Here is a 21280-nt window from a genome sequence, read left to right as displayed (position 1 = left end):
TTTCTCACCTAGGCAGCAAGGTAGTCGGCACAGGGTTCGCCCTCTTCCAGCGCATCAAGGATTTCGTCGATGGCTTCTTCGCTATCCACGCCCTTGAACCACCAGTTGTCGGGCTGAACGACCATGATCGGGCCGGATTCACATTGCTTGAGGCATGTGGTGGCAACGACCAGCGCGTCCAGGCCACGGTCGAGAATTTCTTCTTCGATGTACTGCAGGAATCCATCAGTCTGCTTGTGGCAGATGCCTTTTGGGTCGCCCGCGGCACGAAAACTCTGACAACAAATAATCATTCTCTCAGGTACAGCCATTGTTTATCTCCTCATTTATATGGTGTTCTTTTTCTTGCCTTTCTTTCCGCCGCCATACAGCACGTCCACGGTTCCTTCGATGCCGCCGTCCGTGATCAGCACGGAAATGCCGTTTCGACTGAGCACATCGCGGGGCCGTTCTCCGGCGCTGGCCGCAAGCAGAACAAAACAATCGGACAGCATACTCGACAACTGTTTCCAGCGGTTGACGCCGGAACCGGGTTCCGGTGCGTCACGCACTTCCAACAGACAGGCCAGCCCATCCTCGCGGGGGCCGTAAATCATGACCTGCGCCGCATGCCCCAGATGGAGGTCGACATCCATTCCATTGGATGAGACCACCGCCACATTGGGGCGCTCCGGGGTCGGCTTGGGCAGGACGGTGACGCCGCCCATCGAAGGCTTTTTCATTTCAGTGCCGACAATGGATTCGCCACACTCATCCCAGGCAGGCATGAGATTGATATGTGCAGCCGCACATTCGCGGACAGTGGACAGCAGCCCCTGATCGGTGCGGGAAATTTCATGGTTTTCTTCGGTCGGGATGTACGGCACCACCGCCATCATCGAAGCGCCGAGCTCGGACACGGTTTTGGCCACCGATTCAACATGACCGGCATTGATGGAGGGATAGACCGTGGTGTTGACCTTGACGGTGATCCCTGCTTTGGAAAAAGCCGAAACCGCAGCAGCCTGCTCATCAAGCAGCTTGCGGACCCCTTCTTCGAGGGACACGGTTTTGGTGGACGGACGAACCCATGCGTAAAGCTTTTCGGCAACAGCGGGATCAACGGCATCCACCAGCAGCGTGATGTGTGACAGGCCGATATCCGCCAGTTCCGGAGCGTGCATGGCGCCGTTCAGACCGATGGAGGTCAGGCACAGCTTCATGTCGGGATAGGTCTCCCGAACCATGCGAAGAGTACGGATGACCGGCTCGGGCGAGGCCAGCGGATCACCGGGACCGGTGATGCCCACAATGTCGATATCCATGCCGTTATCAATGACCTGTTCCATCCAGCTCAACGCCTCTTCAGGCATCATGGCAGGCTGCGGACGGGCATTTGACGTAAAGCGAACCTTGGCATTGGAGCGTGGAGCCACCGGCAGGTGCAGGCGACCGAACTGTTTCCGGGCTGCTATGCCGAAACAGGGGTGATTGGTGTATTCGGTGGTTGTCGTTTCCATGTCTGCCTACTTTTGTTGCTTTTCATTTCGACGATTCATTGCGGCTATTCAGAAAAGTGCGAGTGCGTCGCCATCGGACCTTTCTCAATAGCCGCGGCGGAGGGGGAAGCTCTCCGCCGCGGAGGTACTGGAGTGCTACAGAACGAGCTCGAAGACCTGTTCAGGATCGTCGCGGTCCTTGCGATCCAGGAAGAGGTTCAGGATTTTTTCGAGTAGCCTGAGCCCACCCTTGTAGCCGACTGTCGGGAAGTACTGGTGGCCCTGACGGTCCACGATGGGGAAGCCCCAGCGCATGAACGGAATGTCTTCGTCACGGGCGATGTACTTGCCGTAGGTGTTGCCGATAAGCAGGTCGACAGGTTCATTCTTGATCCACTGGTGCATCAGGAACATGTCGCCCTTGGCCTTGACCTTCACTTCAAAAGGCTGGTCTGCGCAGATTTCCTGAATGCGCTTTTCGAACTTCTTGCCCGGGGTACCGGTCACGACGTACACGGGCTGCATGTCGAGGGAGACCAGGAATTCGCACATGGAGATCAACTGATCAGGGTCGCCCCACAGGGCCACGCGCTTACCGTAGAAGTACTGGTGCATGTCGGAAATCATATCCACGAGCTGACCGCGCTCGTAGGCGACGCTATCCGGTACCGAGACACCGGCCACCGTCCGCAGGACGTCGATGAAACGATCAGTGGCAGCGAGGCCGAACGGCATATCCAGCACGGTGCAGGGAACCTTGCACTTGGAATCGAGCCAGCGGGCGGCATCGGCCGAGCACCACTCGCCAAGGGCCAGGGTACCGGTCGCGTCACCGGCATGCTTCAATTCCTCGACGGTCACTCCGCCTTCAGGGAACATCTTGTATTCGCCGGTCAACGGGGCATCGAGTACGCCCGAGGTATCCGGGAACAGCGTGATATCCACACCGACCATGGTTGCCAGGCGTTTGATTTCCGCCATGTCTGCCGGTTCAACCCAGCCCGGGATCACGTTGACCTTGCCGGATTTCTTGCCGGAGGGTTCCGCCAGTTGAGCCATGGCCTTGACCATGTTCGAAAAACCGGTGACATGGGAGCCGACGTAGCTCGGAGTCGGTGCGCCGATGACGGTCTTGCCTTCGGGGATTTTGCCGGTCTTCTGGGCCTTGTCGCGAATCTGATTCAGATCATCGCCAATGGTTTCCGACAGGCAGGTGGTGTGCACCGCGATGACTTCGGGCTCGTACACGGTGAAGATGTTGTTGATGGCCTGGACAAGGTTGGCCTGACCACCGAAAACCGATGCGCCTTCAGTGAACGAGCTGGTGGCAGCGGATACAGGTTCCTTGTAGTGCCGGGTCAGCATGGAGCGGTGGTAGGCACAGCAGCCCTGCGAACCATGCGAGTGCGGCAGGCAGCCGTGGATACCCAGCGCCGCGTACATGGCGCCGATAGGCTGACAGGTTTTGGCCGGGTTGATGGTGAGCGCCTTGCGCTCTTTGACTTCAGCCGGGGTATGTCTGAGTAATGCCATTATACTATCCTTTTCCTTCAATTTGCGTCTGGACCGGACATGCGAAGTCCAATTCGAGGTTACGTTCCGATGAGGCTGACGGTTCCCCCTCAGGACAACGCAGCCGGTGGTTTCGACAAATTGCTATTCCCAGACAAAGGTGCCTGTGAGTTCCGGGTTCTCCTGCCAGGGAGCTTTCATGTAGCTCCAGACCTTGCTTCCGACGAGGCGGTCGATTTCCTTGTAGAAATTGACGGCGCCCTGGAATCCGGCATAGGGACCGCCGGAGTCGTAGCTATGCAGCTGCTTCATGGGCACACCGGTCTTCTGGATGGAGTATTTTTCCTTGATGCCCGCGCAGAAGATGTCGGGCTTCATGATTTCCACCAGCTTTTCGGCTTCGTACTGGTTGAGGTCGTCGATGATCAGGGTTCCCTTGTCCATGTCGGGGTTCATTCCGGCGTAGTGCTTGAACTGATAGCCAGCCTCTTCCAGCGCCTTGAGTTCTTCGGGCGTCTTGCGCGGGTTGTAGAGTTCCGGGTCAGCTTCGACGGTGATCTCTTCGATGTTGCGGGAGTCGGCGTCGACCTTCAGATCAGGAATGACTTCACGGCCTTCGTAGTCGTCACGGTGAGCGAACTCGTAACCGGCGGACAGGGTTTTCATGCCCATCTCGGCAAAGAGATCCTGATAGTGGTGCGCACGGGAGCCACCCACGAAGAGCATGGCGGTCTTGCCGTCGGTCCGGGTGCGGACGTCGGTGGCGACCTTGTCCACTTCCATCATTTCCTCGGCGATCACTGCCTCGACCTTGTCGATGAGCTTCTTGTCGCCGAAGTATTCAGCGATCTTGCGCAGGGACTTGGCCGTGGACTTGGCACCGATGAAGTTCACCTTGATCCACGGGATGCCGTATTTGGTCTCCAGCATATCGGCCACGTAGTTGATGGACCGGTGACACATGACGGCGCTCAGGTCGGCATACTGGGCCGAAGCGAACTGGTCGTAGGTCGAGTTGCCCGAGAAGGTGGCGATATTGGTGATGCCGCACTTCTTGAGAATACGATCAATCTCGAACCCGTCACCGCCGATGTTGTATTCGCCGAGCAGGTTGATCTTGTATTCGCCCTCTTTGGGTTCCTCGTTTTCGCCCACGAGGTGTGTGAAGACCTGGTTGTTGGCGATGTGGTGACCGGCAGACTGGGACACGCCCTTGTATCCTTCACATGAGAAGGCGAAGACGTTGCAATCGCCGAACTTGGCTTTCATCTTTTTGGCAACGGCGTGGATGTCATCACCGATGAGTCCGACAGGACAGGTGGCGAAAATGCATATTCCCTTGGGGTGGAACAGGTCATAGGCTTCCTGAATCGATGCTTCGAGCTTCTTCTCACCACCGAAGATGATGTCCTGATCCTGCATGTCTGTTGAGAAACAGTAGGTCATGTAGTTCTCGCCATCTTCACCGGCATCGGTCTGGTTACGGCGGGTCAGCCACGAGTAGAAGGCGCAGCCGATGGGACCGTGGGTGATATTCACGATATCGCGGGTGGGCCCCATGATGACGCCCTTGCAGCCTGCGTAGGTGCAACCGCGCATGGTGATGATGCCGGGGATGGTGCGGACGTTCGCCAGGATCTCTGACGGAGCCTCGCTTTCCGTGGCTTCATTGATCATTATCTGTTTTGCGCGCTTCCGGGCCACCTTGGGAGGATACTTCGCAAGGAGTTCCTCTTTGATGTCGGTGGGCATGAGCTGCACAACCTTTTTCGTCTTGGCCATGTATTTACTCTCCTTCTGCGGCGGCTACAGGATGGCCTGTTCGCCGGCTTCAGAGGTTCTGACGCGAACAGCGTCGCCGATGGGAAGGACAAAAATCTTGCCGTCGCCGGGCTTTCCGGTCTGGTTGACCTTGGTGATGGCTTCGACAACTTCCTCGACCTGGTCGTCGGTAACGACCGCCGTCAACATGCGCTTGGGATAGAGCTTGCCTTTTTCGCCGAGCACTTCAGCGGCTTCTTCGTAGCCACTCTCCGCGCCTTCGACGACTGCGGCATTGACGAACCCCTTGCCTCGACCCTGTGCTTCATGAGCGAAGAAGGCATCGACGCCCGCTTCAGTCAGCGCGGTCTTGGTCTTGTTCATCATGTTCATGCGCACAACTGCGATGACTTCCTTCATTACGCGGCCTCCTCGCTGGCTGCGGCGGTCTCGTTGACGCCGGAGCTGATGGTGTAGACATCTTCCACTTCGGTGACGAAAATCTTACCGTCGCCGAAAGCGCCCTTGGCACCGGAGCGGGCCGCATCCATGATGGTGGTGATGACGAAATCCTTGTCCGCAGCATTGACGACACTCATGAGCATGGTCTTGGGAATTTCATCGTAGGTGACTTCACCGATCTTGATGCCGCGCTGCTTGCCTCGACCTGCGACCGAGTATTTAGTGACAGCGGGGAAACCGTTGTCCATGAGCGCTGCCAGGACATCGTCGGCTTTTTCGGGACGGACAATAGCTCTTACCATGATCATCATTTTCACTCTCTCCTATCAACTTGATATTACTATACTTTGATTACAATTACCCATACACCAACCCTGATAAGGGAGAGAGGCTAGGCAGCTTCCATGATGCCGTAGTCCAGCAGCAGCTGTTCCAGGTCTTCGATTTCCAACGGGGTAGGAATGACAAACATTTCGTTTTCGTCGATGGCTTTGGCCAGACCGCGGTACTCATTGGCCTGATTCACGGAACCATCCCATTCGATGACGGTTTTACGGTTGATCTCTGCGCGCTGGACGTCGTTGTCACGGGGCACGAAGTAGATCATCTGGGTGCCGAGTTTAGAGGCAAGCTCGGTGATCAGGTCCGCTTCACGGTCGGTATTACGGGAGTTACAGATCAGACCACCAAGGCGGACGCCACCGGATTCGGCATATTTCATGATACCTTTGCAGATGTTGTTGGCCGCATACATGGCCATCATCTCGCCGGAACAGACGATGTAGATCTCCTGGGCCTTGCCATCACGAATCGGCATGGCAAACCCACCGCAGACAACGTCACCGAGGACGTCGTAGAAGGCGTAATCAAGGCCTTCGGACTCTTCGTAGGCGCCGAGGGATTCGAGCATGTTGATGGAAGTGATGATTCCGCGACCGGCACAACCGACACCGGGTTCCGGGCCACCGGACTCAACACACCAGGTTCCACCGAATCCGGGCTTACGGATATCTTCGAGTTCCACATCCTCGCCCTCTTCACGAAGGGTATCGAGAACGGACTTCTGAGCCAGACCACCGAGCAACAGGCGGGTGGAGTCGGCCTTGGGGTCACAGCCGACGACCATGACCTTGCGGCCCATTTCCGCCAAACCGGCAACAGTGTTCTGAGTGGTGGTGGACTTTCCAATGCCGCCTTTTCCGTAAATTGCTACTTTTCTCATGATTTCTCCTCCATGGTTATTTGTGGCGTAGTTGTTTCTCCTATTGGCAAGTGACGTGCCAAACCTGTAAAAACAACACAAACAACAGTAATAACAGGAGAAAAACTAAAAGAGCGGCGAGAAAAACCACCTACCAAAAATGTAGGAAACCACACTTTCAAATGACATCATTGTAGGAAACTACAAAAGTGTAGGTAGATTTTAGACAAGAAGGTAAACAGACAAGTTCAATAATTTCAAACACTTAGCAAATCTGTCGTTTTTGGCACCGTTCCTGCTTTATATGCATATCAATGTAACGAACGACAGGAGCGATGATCATGCTGATCGACACAACACTCAGGGAAGGAGCCCAGCTTTTCGGCGCCTACTTCTCAGTAGATATGAGGGAGAAGATCGCCAACGGCCTTCTGGCTCTCGGCGTCGAGGAGTTGGAGATCGGCTGGATTGGTCAGGAAGGACTGGAAGAATTGATCCGTCGGCTACGCCCGGTTGCCGGACAAACGAAACTGTCTGTCTGGACGCCGTGCCGGGATGCGGACATCCGACTTGCCGCAGAACTCGACGTTGACCGAATCAATGTCGGGGTCCCCGTATCTGACAGCCATATTGCCGCTCGGCTCAAGACCAATCGCGAAGGGCTTAGGGAACGAGTCGCCCGTACCCTGCTCACAGCGGGGCTGCTTGGCATCAAGTACCTCTCCGTAGGACTGGAGGATGTATCCCGGGCCGATGCGGCCTTTGCCCTTTCACTGGCTCAGATTGCCGAAGAAACCGGTGCAGCGCGCATCCGCCTCTCCGATTCCCTTGGCGTGCTGACGCCCCCGGAGACACAGCGGCTTGTGACCGCATTTCGCAACAGCCTTTCCATCGATCTGGCCGTCCATTGTCATAATGACTTCGGCATGGCCACGGGCAATGCGATCAGCGCACTGTCTGCCGGGAGTGATTATGCAGATGTTTCGGTCCTCGGCATCGGAGAACGATCCGGTATCGCCGCCACGGAAGAGGTGGCAGCCTATCTCAGCATAAAGGAGACAACCCATGATTATGAAACTGCACACCTTCGCCCGCTCTGCCATACGGTCGCTCAAGCTGCCGGCATATCTGTCCCGCGCACAAAGCCCATTGCCGGTAAGGACATATTCTCCTGCGAATCCGGTATCCATGCGCATGCTCTCAGCAAATCCACTGACCTTTTCGAGCCGTACTCACCACAAGCAATCGGTGCAGAGCGCGTTGTCGCGGTTGGCGGCAAAAGCGGGCGGGCCGCCGTTGCCCAGGCTCTCGGCCATCACGAGATACCCTGGCAGACTCAGGAAATCCCCGCGCTCGTTTCGGCTGTAAGAAAACTGTCCTGGGAATTGAAGCGCCCTCTTTCGGATTCCGAATTCACTGAACTGGCTAAACGTCACTAGGAGGTCCCCCATGAAAAAATTCATCTATGCCATGCTCTGGATATGCATGCTGTCCACTCCGCTCCAAGCCGATGGATCAGCCCATAATACAAAAGACAATACGGAAACCGTTCTGACAGCTTCCGTATCCATGCCCCACTCCGCGCATGCCTTCAATCCAGCCAAAGGAGAAACACGATGACAACCATCACTACCAGATACGGCGAACTGACACCGCAGACCACAGCCACCGAATTGCGACGAAAAGACATCGAACCCATCACCTATCATGCGAACGGTCAGGTGAAGTCCATCCCGCTGGAAACGCAGACACCAATTGTAACGCCTGCCGGGGCTATCCCTGCCGAGCTGGTTTCCTTTCATGAGAATGGCACCATCAACCGCATTTTTCCGCTCAACGGCAAGCTGTCCGGCTACTGGACGCAGGAAGATGAGGAAAGCCTGGCTGCCCCCGTCCGCCTGCTAACCCCACTGGGAAAAAGAGAAGCGCGGGTCATCAGCGTATCATTTTATGACAATGAAGCCATCCGCAGCATTACCCTGTGGCCGGGCGAGACCATTCCCGTATCCACTGCATCGGGATTTATCCAAGCCCGCATCGGTATCAGCTTCACTCGTGATGGTGTCATTGAATCCCTGGAGCCTGCCGCCCCTTCCACCATCCAGACACTCGCAGGCGAAATAACCGCCTTTGACCCGGACGCTGTCGGGGTAAACGGTGATGCCAATTCACTGGTGTTTGACGAGGACGGCAATGTCATCCGGGTCACGACCACACTGAGTAAGCTCAAGGCCGTCCATCCCAACGGGACCATCTCGCATTTTGTACCTGGCACACGCGAAAGTCTGTGCAGTGAGTCGGAGGAGGAAATCGTTCCCATGGTCGTGAGTATCGGAAAACAAACCATAACCATTCAGACTACAGCCACAGCTCCCGCCCGCAAGCTGCCGCTGGATCAGCATTTGTTCTTTACCGAACCCTACCTGCCGCAACTGGCTAATTCGCTGGAGAGGATGCATTGTTCCATCTGACCCTGCTCACTGTGTCATGCCCACAAAAAAGCCCTCGCGACAGATTCGCGAGGGCTTTTGCATTGGTTAGGCAGTGAGGTCGCTACCCCGTTCCGGTAGCGAGGGGTCCCACTCGTAGTCCTTGAAGGACTGCTTGTAGAAGATCGAGTACAGGACCGGGCACAGGACCAGTGTCAGGATGGTGGCAAAGGCCAGTCCCGACATGATCAGGTTGGCCATGGGCCGCCACATCTCCCCGCCCTGCAAGGAGAGCGGAATCATGCCGATGATGGTCGTGGTGGCGGTCATGATGATCGGGCGTGCACGTTCCATGGTCGAAATGACGATGGAGTCCGCAAGGGACAGGCCGCGCCCGCGTTGTATTTCGATGCGATCAATAAGCATGATCGCATTATTGACGATGATACCAAGCAGGGAAATCATGCCGAGCATGGGCATGAAACCGAACGGCGCGTTGGTTGCCAACATTCCAGCCGTGATACCTACAAGCATGGGAGGCAGAGTCAGCAGGATGATCAACGGGCGACGCAGGGAGTTGAACTGGAAAACCAGCACAAGAATCAGCAGGCCCATAGCCAACGGCATGTTGGCGTTGATGGCTTCCTGGGATTCCACCGACTTCTCGAACTCACCACCGTACTCGACCGTATAGCCCAGCGGCCATTCATCGGTCTTTTGCAACGCCTCCACTTCAGGACGGACATTGTTCAGAATGGAGAGCGCATAGTAACCATCGGCCACGTCCGCCTTGACGGTCATGGTCCGTGTCTGGTCCCGGCGTCTGATATCCGAGGGCTGCCAGGCCATCTGAGTAGTCGCAACCTGACTGAGCGGAACCGCCTTGCCACTGTCGTATGAATAAACATTGAGGGATTCGAGCTTGTCCAGACGATCGCGAAATCCTTCGTCATTACGCAGGATGATCGGGATGATCGTATCACCCTCGCGGTACTCCGAGGCCTTGAGACCGCTCATGGATGTCTGCAAAGATACTGCGACATCGAAACTGGACAGCCCGGCTTCGCGAGCCTTGTCCTGATCCACTTCGACCTGCATCTTCTTGGTCCACTGACCCCAGTCGTCCCATACGCGGGTGATACCTGCATTGGATTCGATAATGTTGGCGACCTGATCTCGCAGGCTATAGAGCGTCTTGATATCGGGGCCGGAGATTCGGACCTGCAATGGCGCACCCACCGGAGGGCCGTTCATTAACTTCTTCAGGCTGAAATCCGCATCCGGGAAGGCATTGTTCAATTCATCGCGAGTTCGATCGATAACGCGGTCCACGGATTCAACGGACACGGTGTTGACGATGAGCGTGGCGAGGTTGTCATTTCGCTGCTCCAGATTGAGGGGGAGATACCAGCGAGGACCGCCATGGCCGACGAACGTACCGACACTGTTCACCTCTTCATCCGCAAGCAGGAACTCTTCCAGCTCCTGCACACGGTCATTGGTGGCCGTGATATCCCGGCCATAAGGCTGCCAGAAATCAATGGTGAACTGCGCCCGCTCGTTGGGCGGGAAGAACATCTTGGGTACGAACTGGAATCCCCAGCCAGCCACAACGCACAAAAGCACGACCGCTGCGACGAAAACAGTCCGGTTGCGCAGGCAGAACAGCAGGAACGCCCTGTAGCCACGGTACATCCGGCTGGTGAATGTCTGAATCTGCACCTTTGGCTTGAGGACGTAGTAGCACATCATCGGCACCATGGACATGGAGAGCCCCCATGAACAGAGCAGTGCCAAAGAGACAACCACGAACAACGAGAAACAAAACTCACCCGTGGCGTTCTCTGCCAACGGAATCGGTAAAAACGCGAATATCGTGGTCAGGGAAGCGGCGAGCAGCGGCATCCAGAGTTCTGAGACCGCTTCTTTCACGGCCTTCATGCGCTCTTCGCCCGAGGCAAGTCGCACAAGAATAGCCTCGGAAACCACGACGCCGTTATCCACCAGAATACCCAGTGAAATGATCAGCGAGGCAATGGAGATTCGCTGCAGGCCCACGTCAAAGAACGGCATCAATCCGATGCAGCCGAGCATTGCCATGGGAACCAGCGAACCGGCCACGAGTCCGGTCTTGAATCCGGCAAAGACCAGAATGACCACAACCACGAAAATGAATGCCTCGAACAGGTTGATCATGAAGTCGTTGATGGCGGTATCCACGTAATCGGGCTGAAAAACCACGATATCGGTTTCAAGGCCGTGGAACATCCGCTCTTTCAACTCATCCAGTCGCTTGGTGATGCGATCACCCAGTTCGGTAATGTTGCCGCCTTCGGCCATGGACACAGCCAACATGAGGCCGGGTTTCCCGTTGAAACGGGTCATGGTGGACGGCGGATCAGCAAAACCGCGGGTGATGGTAGTCACGTCAGCGAGCCGGATGGAGCTTTTCTGCCCGGGGGGCCGGATAGCCAAGGAATACAGGTCGTCCACACTGCTGAACTCACCGGTCGGTTCGATGACGATACGCTCGGCACCGACCTTGGATGAACCGGAGGGTTGAATGGTATTTTGATGATCGATGATCTGGCTCAGGGCAAATGGGCTGATGCCTGCCGCAGCCATGCGGGAGTTGGTGAAATCAACGAAAATCCGTTCATCCTGAACACCCCAGCGCTCGACCTTGCCCACACCGTCCACCTTGAGCAGTTGGTCACGCATGTCATCTGCGGCGTCCTTGAGCTCGCGGTAGGAAAACCCATCGCCCGTGATGGCGATAAGAATACCGAAGACATCACCGAACTCGTCGTTGACCATGGGCTTGTGAGCTTCGGGAGGCAGGGTTGGTTCGGCGTCCGTAATCTTGTTGCGGAGCTTTTGCCAGACCGGTTCCATGTCCTTCAGGGCATCCACGAACTCCACTTCAATGATCGAAACACCGGTCATGGACTGGGAACGAACGTTTTTGAGCCCGTCCATTTCACGGATTTTTTCCTCAAGCTTGTCAGTCACCAGTTCTTCGACCCGCTGGGGGGAAGCGCCGGGAAACTGCGTGGAGACCAGCGCCACCCTAATGGTGAAGTCGGGGTCTTCATCCTTGGGGATGCTGAAGAACGTCATCACACCACCCACGGCGATGATCAGGAAGAGGACCAGCGAGGTCCGATTGTTTTCAATGCACCATTTGGCGAGATTCACAGCTAACCCTCCAGACCGTTCTTGGAGAAGCGAACCTTGAGCCCTTCCTTGAGGCTGTGCACGCCACGGGTCACGACGATATCGCCGGAGGAAACACCGCCAAGCACTTCAAGGCCAAGGGCGGACAATTCACCCACAGTGACCGTGCGGGGCTTAACGGTGGAAGTCTCAGGATCGACGACCCACACGATGCGAGAACCGTCCGGCTTGCCGACCACGGCTACGGGCGGAACGAACAAGCGGTCTTTTCCCGATCCCTGATGCAGGAAGTTGACATGCCCTGACATGCCGCTGCGGATCAGCTTTTCTTTATTGTCGAGATACACTTTCACGGGATAAGCGGAACCGGATGCGGAATCCACGCTCACTTCCATCACCTTGCCGGTCATGGTTTTGCCGGGGATGGCGTCAAAGACCACTTCCACTTCATCCCCTTCCTGGACCTGCGTAATGAGCACGTCAGGCACGGCAACATACATCTTCATCTGGCGACCAGCATTGAACGAAACCACGGGTTGCCCGGCGTTCACGTTCTGGTGAATCTTGGTTTCCACCTTGCCGATCCAGCCGTTGAAAGGCGCATGGAGAACGGTATAGAGCAAATGTTTCTGCGCAATTTCCAGTTGCTTGGCAGAGGCCTTGAGCTGGGCGTCATAGGACTTGAATTCCGCTTCAATCTGATCCAGCTCGCCAAGGGAAATGACATTGCGTTCATACAGCTGACGATTACGCTTCAAATCAGCCTCGGCGCGAACAAATTTGGCCCTGACCTGCTCAAGGTTGGCCTTGGCCTGCCGGACCTCCAGCTCGTAATCAGCGGGATCGAGCCGCGCGATGATGTCTCCCTCAGCAAATTTGCGACCGATCTGATCACCCGGAAAATGAACGATCTTGCCATTGACGCGGAAGGAAAGGTCGGTTTCGAGCGCATCTTCCGCCGTACCCGAAAACGTCCAGCGACGCCCTTCGTCGTTGCTCTTCACCACCATGGTCTTGACCGGACGAACCGGTGTCTTGACCTCTTCCGGCGACTGGTTGCATGCCTGCAAGGAAACAAGGCACAGCAAGAGGGCAAAAGGAATAAAACGGTTCATTATATATTCTCCATGGGGAGGCCAAAAAAGCCTCGCATGCGTTTGCCGAGGACCTCGGCTATTTTTTCGGTTCCACGTCCCTTGTAGCTTTCCCACTCAAGACGGCGATTGATAAGTTCGGCACCTTCAAGAAATTTGACGACCATGCCGATCATGCAGTGCGCTGCAATGATCTGCTCTTCCCTATCCGTATCCTTGGGCAGCACGGCACAGACAAGAGTCATCAGGGACTCGAAGACAGGATCGAAAAACTCCTGCTCCAGAGCCTTGAACTGAGCTGTGGGCTGGGCGAACTCACGAGAAATGAGGAATGCGGGCCAAAAGTTCTCTTCACAATCAAGCAGCCCGTTCACCATCCGGTGTACATACCAGGAGACAACATCCCCCAGTCGCTTGGGGTCAGTGCCGGCCTTGGCAACCTGCTCTCTGGTCTCTTGAGCGGAAGGGAACAAGTTGTCGCGGACATCGAATATTTCACGCAGGATCGCCTCATACAATCCCGCCTTGCCGCCAAAGTGGTAGCCCACAGTCGCCAGATTGACCTCTGACTCCGAAGCCAGTTTCCGCATGGACACACCATGAAATCCGTGCAGGGCGAACAACTTGGCACCCACTGCAATCAGCGTGGCCCGAGTCTCTTCCCCTTGAGCCTTTTTATTCAATGATTTCGGCGCATCACTCATGTAAAAAACTTCCTTTCACTCAATATTTTGCAACATCACTCCACAATTCAGAGAACAGTTACTACGCTTACACATGTTCTATGTCAAACGTTTGTTCAACACAAAAAATGACAATGTAATACGGCGAATCCAGCGAGATGATCTATCTGGATTCAGCAGTCAGCCAGCAAAGTATATTCAGGGATATTGAAGCCCGACGGATCATGGCGCCGAACGAACAGGGTTTCACTTGAAACAGCTACGCAGACAGCGGAACGAGTTGGCTCGACAGTCAGGCAAAAGGAAATCTATTGGGGAATCGTAGACGCAGAGGATTCAACAACTCTCGTCCCTATTCAGCTAGAAAGCGCCACGCATCAGGTCATGAGGGAGGTCTTTGAGCCACGGTTTTTCACCCATGGCTTTGGAGCGGCCTATTTCAAACAGCTTCTTCATATATTCCGGGCTGAACATCTCGTCGGATTTCTGGTCCACCTCGGGTGGAATGACCGCCAGATGAAAGGAAACATCGTCCCGTTTGGCCGTGTAATATATCCGGTACAGATCGCCGATGCCCTGATTGCGAATCAATCCCATTAGTGATCGTGAAGCAATGTCAGCAATACGCGGCGCCACGATGGTTCGCTTGGAGCGCAAGGCGTCATTGCGGATGACATAGAGTTCAACGTCACGCTCTTCACCCATTTTTTTCAATTCATCACGAAGCCGTATGCTCGGAGGATACGAAAAAACCTGATTGGTCACACCGCCATCCACATGCATTTCATCGTATTCATAGCCATTGTTGCGGACCTTGATGTAGACCGGGGGGAAAGCCACCGGAATGGCTGCTGATGCCAGAATGACATCGCGTACCAATTGGTATGCCTCTGGAGTTCCATACTCGGCGATGGCACCGATATCCCAGTACACGGGGCGCATCTCGTCCAGATTGGTGGTGCCGATGATGAGCATGCGCCCTTTGCGATGCTCTTCGGCAATGGCATCGATAAGCTTGTCGCTGTAGAATGTCTCCATGACCTGTCGCATGAGGCGCGTGCTGTAGATGGAGTCACCGGACAATGCGTAGCCGATGGAACGTCGCTCGACGAGCATGTCGGTGGAATAGCTGGTGTAAAGCAGCTTGATGACTGCATCGTACCCCGGACCAAGGAATGCAAAAGGGGCAAAGAGTGCGCCGGTGGACACGCCGGTGACCATATCGAACTGCGGCCGCGTCATGGTGGAAGTCCATCCTACGAGGAATCCTGCGCCGAAGGCACCATTGGCCCCACCACCGGAAAGGCTGAGCATGGTAATTTTCTTGCCATGTGTTGCCTTGCTGTACCGTTCATACCAGCGCTCCAGGGAATCCTTGAGATTCTCCGGGGCCGTATCGCCATAGTAACGGATCGCTTCAAAATCCATTACCTTGACCTCACCCTCGGCATCGACAGGCAAGCCGTATCGTTTTACGCCACAGCCCGAGAGAGTCGCCAGCATCACCACAAGCACACAGATGACAACAGCGATCCGTCCCTTGGCATACAAGGGGGAACACGAATTTCGAAATTTCATGGTCGCGACCATAAGGGAAAGCCGCACCCGGCGTCCACTGGAAACCAACAGGCTATGCGCCCTGCTCTTCCAGACTCTCAATATAGTCGATGATGGTTTGGGCCGAACGCTTGGATTGGTTCACGGCCTCGGCCACGGTTTTGGCTCCGGTGACCACATCGCCCGATGCAAACACGCCATCCCGGGTGGTACGCCCGTCCTCGTCGGTTATGACAAGCCCTGTCTTTCCAACCTCCAAACCAGACAGATTGCTGCGGGGGGCCTGGCTCACCGCAATGAACACGGAATCGGCCTCGAACAACTTCTCACTCCCTTCAACAGCCTGCAAACGCGAACCGTCCTCGGTCTCCACCACCTCGGTATCAGCACAGATCACGCCGCCATCAGTGATCTCCACAGGCGACTTGTAGAAATTGAACTGCACGCCATCAAGCTTGGCGTAGTCGTACTCGTACTTGGTGGCCGAGATATCCCCTTCCCCGCGACGATACAGGACGGTCACTTCTTCCGCGCCCTTGCGAAGGGCCGTACGGGCCACGTCCATGGCCACGTTTCCGGCACCGATTACCGCCACTTTCTTGCCCAGGGCATACACGTCCGGGTTCTTGAGATAGTGGATGGCGTAATGCACATGGCCCAGTGTCTCCCCTTTGAGGCGCAGAGGCCGCGGGTTCCAGACACCCGTGCCGATGAAAATGGCCTTGTAATCGTCGCGGAACAGATCATCGATACTGACCACGGGACCAATGAGCATATTGGGACGAATCTTGACGCCCAGCCCCAAAAGCTTCTGTTTGAGCTGTTCGAGAATATCCTTGGGAAGACGGAAATCCGGAATACCGTATTGCAGCACGCCACCGATGCGCTCCTTGGATTCAAACAGGGTCACATCGAACCCCTTTGCAGCCAGGATGAAAGCAACGGTCAACCCGGCAGGGCCGGAGCCGACAATGGCGACGCGCTTGTCGTTATTCTCGTTCTCCGGGCGCAACGGCTGGAACTGTGCAAGGTAGTACCGTGAAATATAATTCTCGATGGCGCTGACATGCACGGGCGAGCCTTTCTTGCCCAGAATACAGTGCCCTTCGCAAAAATTCTCATGCGGGCAAATCAACGAACATATCGCTGTCAGCGGATTGTTCTGAAACAGCATGGCTCCCGCCTTATGCATATCACCGTCCTGCAGGGCCTCGACCATCTGGTTGATCGGTGTGCTCACAGGGCACCCTTTGCTACACAAAGGTTTCTTGCATTTCAGACAACGGGACGCTTCTTCCAGGATATGTTTGCCCATTCCTTTCCTCTCAAAAGTTATATTTTCGGGATACCGGTATTGGAATCGGTGGTCCTACCTCATGCAGCGGCAACACGCAAATGCAAAGACCTCTTTCACACGATATGAACCTAGACGCACCAACGATTTCCAGCCTTTTTTCTCATTACAAAAGGCGAGCAACAGACCCATATTTTTACGGATATTCTTCTATCCGAATGTATCGCAGCGGAATGTTCGGGAAATGATGGCGTAACCGAATGATCCGAACTTCGGTCCGTTTCCATCGACGATGGCCTTGCATCGAGGAGAATCACTCTTCGCGAACGGCCCAGACATGGAAATCAAGGTTGGATTTATAGCCGACGCCGACAGCCCCTTTATGAAAATACAAACAGAAGGCCCAATCCGCATCGTAGCCACTGGTGGTTGCGGACCAGTAGGCCTCATTGACATCCGTGAAGGGATGTCCTTGGGGAAGTGCCGGATCAGCGTGATCGCAATCGGTCAGGGATTCCAACTCCATAATGGTCGGCATCCGCCATGCCATCCCCGTCTGATCGGCCATACCGGTGATGATATCCTGCGCTGAACGCCAATCCGTCATGCCTTCTGCGAGATCCGCCGACTCGGTCCAGATGAGGCCTGTCATGGCGTCAAGGATACCGTCATCCTGCGGGATGAAACGAGGTTCAGGCCAAGGAAGTCCGGCTTGGATCGCTCCGTCCTGCTTCAGCCCATCACATTGGACCTCTTCGCCAGCAACGTTGTAACAAGCCGTCTGCCCCGTAGCATGCAGTGTCTCACTCGTTCCACAAACCGGCCAGACCATACAGTCATCACTTTTATTACCAAAGAACATGCGACCGCCGCTCAGTTGAACCCACCAGGCGTACGCCTTGGACCGTGCCGATGTTGTGGATGTCCAGTACTTACCGGCCCATACATTGATGAATGGATGATCCTTCGACAGGGCCGGTTCGCGCATGGAGTGATCGACCAGAGAGTACAATTCCCGTCGGTTGGGGAGCCGCCAATCTGAACGATCCGCAACCTTCTTCCTGTTCATCTCATCAATGAAATCGAAAGTCTCAGGCCACGATAGGCCAGTCTCTGCCGAAAGCGCATCCTTTAACCACACCAGCCCTGTCGCGTTATCGACAATCAATGATTCCTGCTCAGAAAATCGCACTGCCATCCCTCTCTTTTCTCGCTCCAAAAACGTGCTGACCATTGCGGATTCTCTCTGCACGATCAATAACGCCATCAAATATCAAGTTACAAATTATAATCCGTAAGTCCTCTTTCCCGTGATATGGGAGAAAAACGTTCCCAGTGAACACAAAGGCGGATTTCTCATGGCACCATTTCATAAATCGTTGGACCTGAAAAGTTTCCTCATTATCACGCTCCTGCTCTCAGCGCTGGCAGGTGGCGTGCTTTTCAGCATGTACAACAAGGAAGTGAAAGCCCTGAAGGAAACCCGCCACATAACAGACCGACTGCACACCAACCTGACTACCAGAGCGGTTACTCTCGATCTCAAGGACGTTTTTATCAACCTTCAGTTCATAGCCAACATGATAGATGTCCGCTCTTTCATGACGGAAACCGAAACACGTGTCAGGAAGGATATCGAGGAGGAGTTCATCCGACTGTGTGAGTTCAGCAAGGATTACGATCAGATAAGACTTCTGGACAAGTCGGGCATGGAGATACTTCGGGTCAACAACAACGACGGCTCTCCGGCGGCGGTTCCACCCAACAAGCTTCAGGATAAGGGCAGCCGGTACTATTTCCAGGAAGCCATCGTTGTCGAACCCGGCGAGATTTATGTTTCTCCATTTGATCTGAACATCGAGAACGGAAAAATTGAACTACCACTCAAGCCCATGATCCGCTTTGCAACCCCTGTATACAATGCGGACGGTCAACTGCTGGGACTGGTTATACTGAACTACCTGGGTCAGGAAGTGCTCGACTCCATCATGACGAGTCAGAAACAGCACGACGACTTCGGATCAACCATGCTCCTCAACAACAAGGGGTACTGGCTTCTTCATCCAGACAAGAAAAAAGAATGGGGATTCATGTACGATGACAGGCAATCGCTCACATTCCAAAATGAATACCCCATTATCTGGAAAACGGTGAAGAACGCCACCACCGGGCAGATCAAGGACGATTATGCAACGTATACGTTTTCGACCATCGTTTTGACACCGCAGGAAACAGACTGCGATCAAGCTAACCGGCGGGTCTGGAAACTGATTCGAGACCTCTGCACGGCAAATCCCACACTTTTACTCTTTAACTATTTGATTTATTATGCTATTATTTCTCCATCCAAAGGAGGAAGGCATGGCTATTCGGCAGAAAGGACCTCGGTTGGGTGATTACTTCCTGGGGCACCGCAGAACCAAGACCACATTTCTGGATGAGATCAACGAACTCATCGACTGGCAGCCCATCAACGCCTTTCTGTGCAAGAAGATCAGGCGCAAGGCCAACGCCGTGGGCAATCCCGCCTATCCGCCTCTGGCGATGTTCAAGATTCTGCTCTTGCAGCGTTGGTACAACCTGAGTGATCCGGGCGTGGAGCAGGCGCTGCTCGACCGGCTCTCCTTTGTCAGATTTACCGGTTTTTCCATCGAGGACGACGTGCCGGACGAGACCACCATATGCCGTTTCCGTAACGGTTTGATCCGCCTGAAGGTGCTGGACTCCTTGCTCGACATGCTTAACCGCCAGCTTGAAGGACAAGGGCTTCTTGTCCGTGAGGGAGCCGTGGTGGACGCCTCGGTAGTCGAGTCGCAGCGGCGGCCGCGCAAGGTTATCGACGTGATGCCTGAGGACCGTTCCGAGGACGCCGAAGAACAGGATGGGCCGGTGGACTGCCGGGTCAGCTATTCGGATGACGAGGAGGCGGCCTGGCTCCGCAAGAGAAATCGGGCCTATTACGGCTACAAGCTCCATGCCGCGACGGACAGTCGAGACGGGTTTCTGCTCTGTGGTCACATCACTCCCGCGAACCATTCGGACACGGGCGAATTCGAGCGGCTCGTGAATGGCGTCGGCCTTGATCCCGGCGCACGGGTTTATGCGGACAAGGGCTATTGCAGCGGGAAGAACCGGGACATTCTGTTTGATCGCGATTTGGAGGACGGAACCATGGACAAGACGCCTCGTGGCGGCAGGCTGACAGACTTCGAAAAGACCCGCAACCGTGACATCAGCAGCATTCGGCAAATAGTCGAGCGGGCCTTCGGCACACTCAAACGTGGCTACGCATTCTTTCGGTCCCGATACGTGGGTCGTGAGAAGGTGGAGGGAGAGTTCCACATCCTCGCCATGGCGTTCAATTTGAAAAAAGCTGTTCGACTGGCGCGAGCCTGAAGGGAGAGGTGCGTCCAAAATCCGGCATTTCGGCCAGAAATGGCAGGAAAAGGCCGGGAATGAGCCCAAGCTGGGGTGCGGTCAGAACATCAAATTGGGTGCGGAGCGCAAGGCACGGACGCGAAAAGGGGATGCGCAGAGGTCTCTAGGTATGAAGGGCTTTCACAGTTTTTTTCAAACTGAAGTCGGGGCATTTCGCCCCGGGAAAAGCGAAAAAAACGAAATATTAAGCCCTGTTATACAAGTGAACGTATAGCTCAAGCAAAGAATGGGAGGAGTTTCTGAAAAAAATCAACACGGACAACATTACGAAATGTATAGACAATGGGTATAAATTTATCGCACCATGGATGAGTGAACAATCTTTCCCTGCTAATTCTGGCACATACATTGTAAGCACGCAGCCCCCGTGCGTCAGCACTCAACACCGAACCGGAAACAGATAATGGCATGAGCAGCAAATCCGCTAAATACAGCACCTCCGTCATCCTCAGGGCTATTGCGACCAAGCTGTGGACATCCTTCAAGGATCTTCTGCCGATTATTCTGGTCATCGCTTTTTTCCAGGCTGTCGTTCTTCAGCAACCCCTTCCCAATCTGGGCGATGTCGTCTTCGGCGGCATTCTCGTTGTACTGGGCCTGACTTTATTCATTCAGGGCCTTGAAATGGGGCTGTTCCCCATTGGTGAAAACATGGCCCACGCCCTTGCCAGAAAGGGAAGTATTTTCTGGTTGCTCACCTTTGCGTTTTCCCTTGGCTTTGCAACCACCGTTGCCGAACCGGCGCTCATCGCGGTCTCGGCCGAAGCAGCCAGTATCGCGGCGCAGGGCAACCTCATCGCTCCTGGCGCGGAGTCCATGTCCAGCTATGCGCTCGGGTTGCGGATGTCGGTGGCGTTTTCCGTCGGCATCGCCATTCTGATCGGCGTACTGCGCATCCTGAAAGGATGGCCGGTTCATTATCTGATCATCGGCGGCTATATCATCGTCATGCTGATGACCCTTGTCGCGCCCAAGGAAATCGTGGGTATCGCCTACGATGCTGGTGGCGTGACAACTTCTACTGTCACAGTACCGCTGGTGGCAGCCCTTGGCGTCGGCCTTGCCTCGATCATCAAAGGACGCAGCCCGCTCCTTGATGGATTCGGGCTCATCGCCTTCGCTTCACTACTCCCCATGATTTTCGTCATGGGATACGGCCTGATTGTATTCGGGTAATAGAAAGGCAGGTACGAC

At 55.0% G+C, this 21280-nt stretch carries 19 protein-coding genes; 6 read left to right on the top strand and 13 right to left on the bottom strand.

Annotated elements, in window-relative coordinates; all coding sequences use genetic code 11:
- Positions 1 to 8 precede the first annotated feature (8 nt).
- From DPRO_RS16560 to nifH, 7 genes are all read right to left on the bottom strand, one after another.
- Positions 9 to 311, bottom strand: a complete 303-nt coding sequence (locus tag DPRO_RS16560; RefSeq protein ID WP_097013063.1) for a (2Fe-2S) ferredoxin domain-containing protein — start codon at positions 309 to 311, stop codon at positions 9 to 11.
- 15 nt (positions 312 to 326) lie between these two features.
- Positions 327 to 1499, bottom strand: a complete 1173-nt coding sequence (locus DPRO_RS16555; protein WP_097013062.1) for a NifB/NifX family molybdenum-iron cluster-binding protein — start codon at positions 1497 to 1499, stop codon at positions 327 to 329.
- A gap of 135 nt (positions 1500 to 1634) precedes the next feature.
- Positions 1635 to 3011 (bottom strand): nitrogenase molybdenum-iron protein subunit beta, encoded by a 1377-nt coding sequence (gene nifK, locus DPRO_RS16550; protein WP_097013061.1) that lies wholly within the window; start codon positions 3009 to 3011, stop codon positions 1635 to 1637.
- 123 nt (positions 3012 to 3134) lie between these two features.
- Complete coding sequence (nifD, locus tag DPRO_RS16545; protein ID WP_097013060.1) at positions 3135 to 4772, bottom strand: nitrogenase molybdenum-iron protein alpha chain; 1638 nt, start codon at positions 4770 to 4772, stop codon at positions 3135 to 3137.
- Between the two features lie 24 nt (positions 4773 to 4796).
- The gene (locus tag DPRO_RS16540; protein ID WP_097013059.1) at positions 4797 to 5171 is read right to left on the bottom strand and encodes a P-II family nitrogen regulator; all 375 of its coding nucleotides are present in this window, start codon (positions 5169 to 5171) and stop codon (positions 4797 to 4799) included.
- A complete protein-coding gene (locus DPRO_RS16535; RefSeq protein ID WP_097013058.1) occupies positions 5171 to 5524 on the bottom strand; it encodes a P-II family nitrogen regulator in 354 nt (117 codons plus the stop codon). The genes DPRO_RS16540 and DPRO_RS16535 overlap by 1 nt, the downstream gene beginning before the upstream one ends.
- Positions 5525 to 5604: 80 nt before the next feature.
- Positions 5605 to 6435, bottom strand: coding sequence for a nitrogenase iron protein (nifH, locus tag DPRO_RS16530; protein ID WP_097013057.1), 831 nt, complete (start codon positions 6433 to 6435; stop codon positions 5605 to 5607).
- A 320-nt stretch (positions 6436 to 6755) separates the two neighbouring features.
- Here nifH and DPRO_RS16525 point away from each other — a divergent pair, with 320 nt between their 5' ends.
- Genes DPRO_RS16525 through DPRO_RS16520 form a run of 3 tightly spaced genes read left to right on the top strand, consistent with a single transcriptional unit; the run spans position 6756 to position 8885 of the window.
- Positions 6756 to 7853: a LeuA family protein gene (locus tag DPRO_RS16525; RefSeq protein ID WP_097013789.1), complete on the top strand. Its 1098-nt coding sequence runs from the start codon at positions 6756 to 6758 to the stop codon at positions 7851 to 7853.
- A gap of 10 nt (positions 7854 to 7863) precedes the next feature.
- A complete protein-coding gene (locus DPRO_RS20160; protein ID WP_157917534.1) occupies positions 7864 to 8034 on the top strand; it encodes a hypothetical protein in 171 nt (56 codons plus the stop codon).
- Positions 8031 to 8885 (top strand): hypothetical protein, encoded by an 855-nt coding sequence (locus tag DPRO_RS16520; protein ID WP_097013056.1) that lies wholly within the window; start codon positions 8031 to 8033, stop codon positions 8883 to 8885. The genes DPRO_RS20160 and DPRO_RS16520 overlap by 4 nt, the downstream gene beginning before the upstream one ends.
- A 66-nt stretch (positions 8886 to 8951) precedes the next feature.
- On the opposite strand, the gene DPRO_RS16515 is transcribed toward DPRO_RS16520, so the two are convergent.
- The 6 genes from DPRO_RS16515 to DPRO_RS16490 form a co-directional block, all read right to left on the bottom strand.
- Positions 8952 to 12041 carry an efflux RND transporter permease subunit gene (locus tag DPRO_RS16515; RefSeq protein ID WP_097013055.1) on the bottom strand — a complete coding sequence of 1030 codons (3090 nt, stop codon included), beginning with the start codon at positions 12039 to 12041 and terminating at the stop codon, positions 8952 to 8954.
- Positions 12042 to 12043: 2 nt separating this feature from the next.
- Positions 12044 to 13135, bottom strand: coding sequence for an efflux RND transporter periplasmic adaptor subunit (locus DPRO_RS16510; protein WP_097013054.1), 1092 nt, complete (start codon positions 13133 to 13135; stop codon positions 12044 to 12046).
- Positions 13135 to 13818 (bottom strand): CerR family C-terminal domain-containing protein, encoded by a 684-nt coding sequence (locus DPRO_RS16505; protein WP_097013053.1) that lies wholly within the window; start codon positions 13816 to 13818, stop codon positions 13135 to 13137. Before DPRO_RS16505 ends, DPRO_RS16510 begins: the two co-directional genes overlap by 1 nt.
- Before the next feature lie 339 nt (positions 13819 to 14157).
- Entirely contained in the window at positions 14158 to 15375 is a 1218-nt protein-coding gene (locus tag DPRO_RS16500) for a patatin-like phospholipase family protein (RefSeq protein ID WP_157917533.1), read from the bottom strand.
- Between the two features lie 52 nt (positions 15376 to 15427).
- On the bottom strand, positions 15428 to 16669 hold the full coding sequence (locus DPRO_RS16495) for an NAD(P)-dependent oxidoreductase (RefSeq protein ID WP_097013051.1): 1242 nt from the start codon (positions 16667 to 16669) through the stop codon (positions 15428 to 15430).
- 292 nt (positions 16670 to 16961) lie between these two features.
- Complete coding sequence (locus DPRO_RS16490; protein ID WP_232005631.1) at positions 16962 to 17915, bottom strand: Lcl C-terminal domain-containing protein; 954 nt, start codon at positions 17913 to 17915, stop codon at positions 16962 to 16964.
- A gap of 91 nt (positions 17916 to 18006) precedes the next feature.
- Between DPRO_RS16490 and DPRO_RS16480 the strand changes: the two genes are divergently transcribed.
- The 3 genes from DPRO_RS16480 to DPRO_RS16470 all read left to right on the top strand — a co-directional run bounded on the left by DPRO_RS16480 (position 18007) and on the right by DPRO_RS16470 (position 21262).
- Positions 18007 to 19044, top strand: a complete 1038-nt coding sequence (locus tag DPRO_RS16480; RefSeq protein ID WP_097013048.1) for a cache domain-containing protein — start codon at positions 18007 to 18009, stop codon at positions 19042 to 19044.
- On the top strand, positions 18977 to 20044 hold the full coding sequence (locus tag DPRO_RS16475) for an IS5 family transposase (protein WP_097010253.1): 1068 nt from the start codon (positions 18977 to 18979) through the stop codon (positions 20042 to 20044). The genes DPRO_RS16480 and DPRO_RS16475 overlap by 68 nt, the downstream gene beginning before the upstream one ends.
- Positions 20045 to 20494: 450 nt before the next feature.
- Positions 20495 to 21262, top strand: a complete 768-nt coding sequence (locus tag DPRO_RS16470; RefSeq protein ID WP_097013047.1) for a DUF1538 domain-containing protein — start codon at positions 20495 to 20497, stop codon at positions 21260 to 21262.
- The last annotated feature ends 18 nt before the right edge of the window (positions 21263 to 21280 follow it).

Origin of the sequence: Pseudodesulfovibrio profundus (genome assembly GCF_900217235.1) — a bacterium.
Lineage (GTDB): Bacteria > Desulfobacterota > Desulfovibrionia > Desulfovibrionales > Desulfovibrionaceae > Pseudodesulfovibrio > Pseudodesulfovibrio profundus.
Note: the sequence above shows the minus strand (reverse complement) of the source record. Positions and strands in the feature narration are given on the sequence as shown.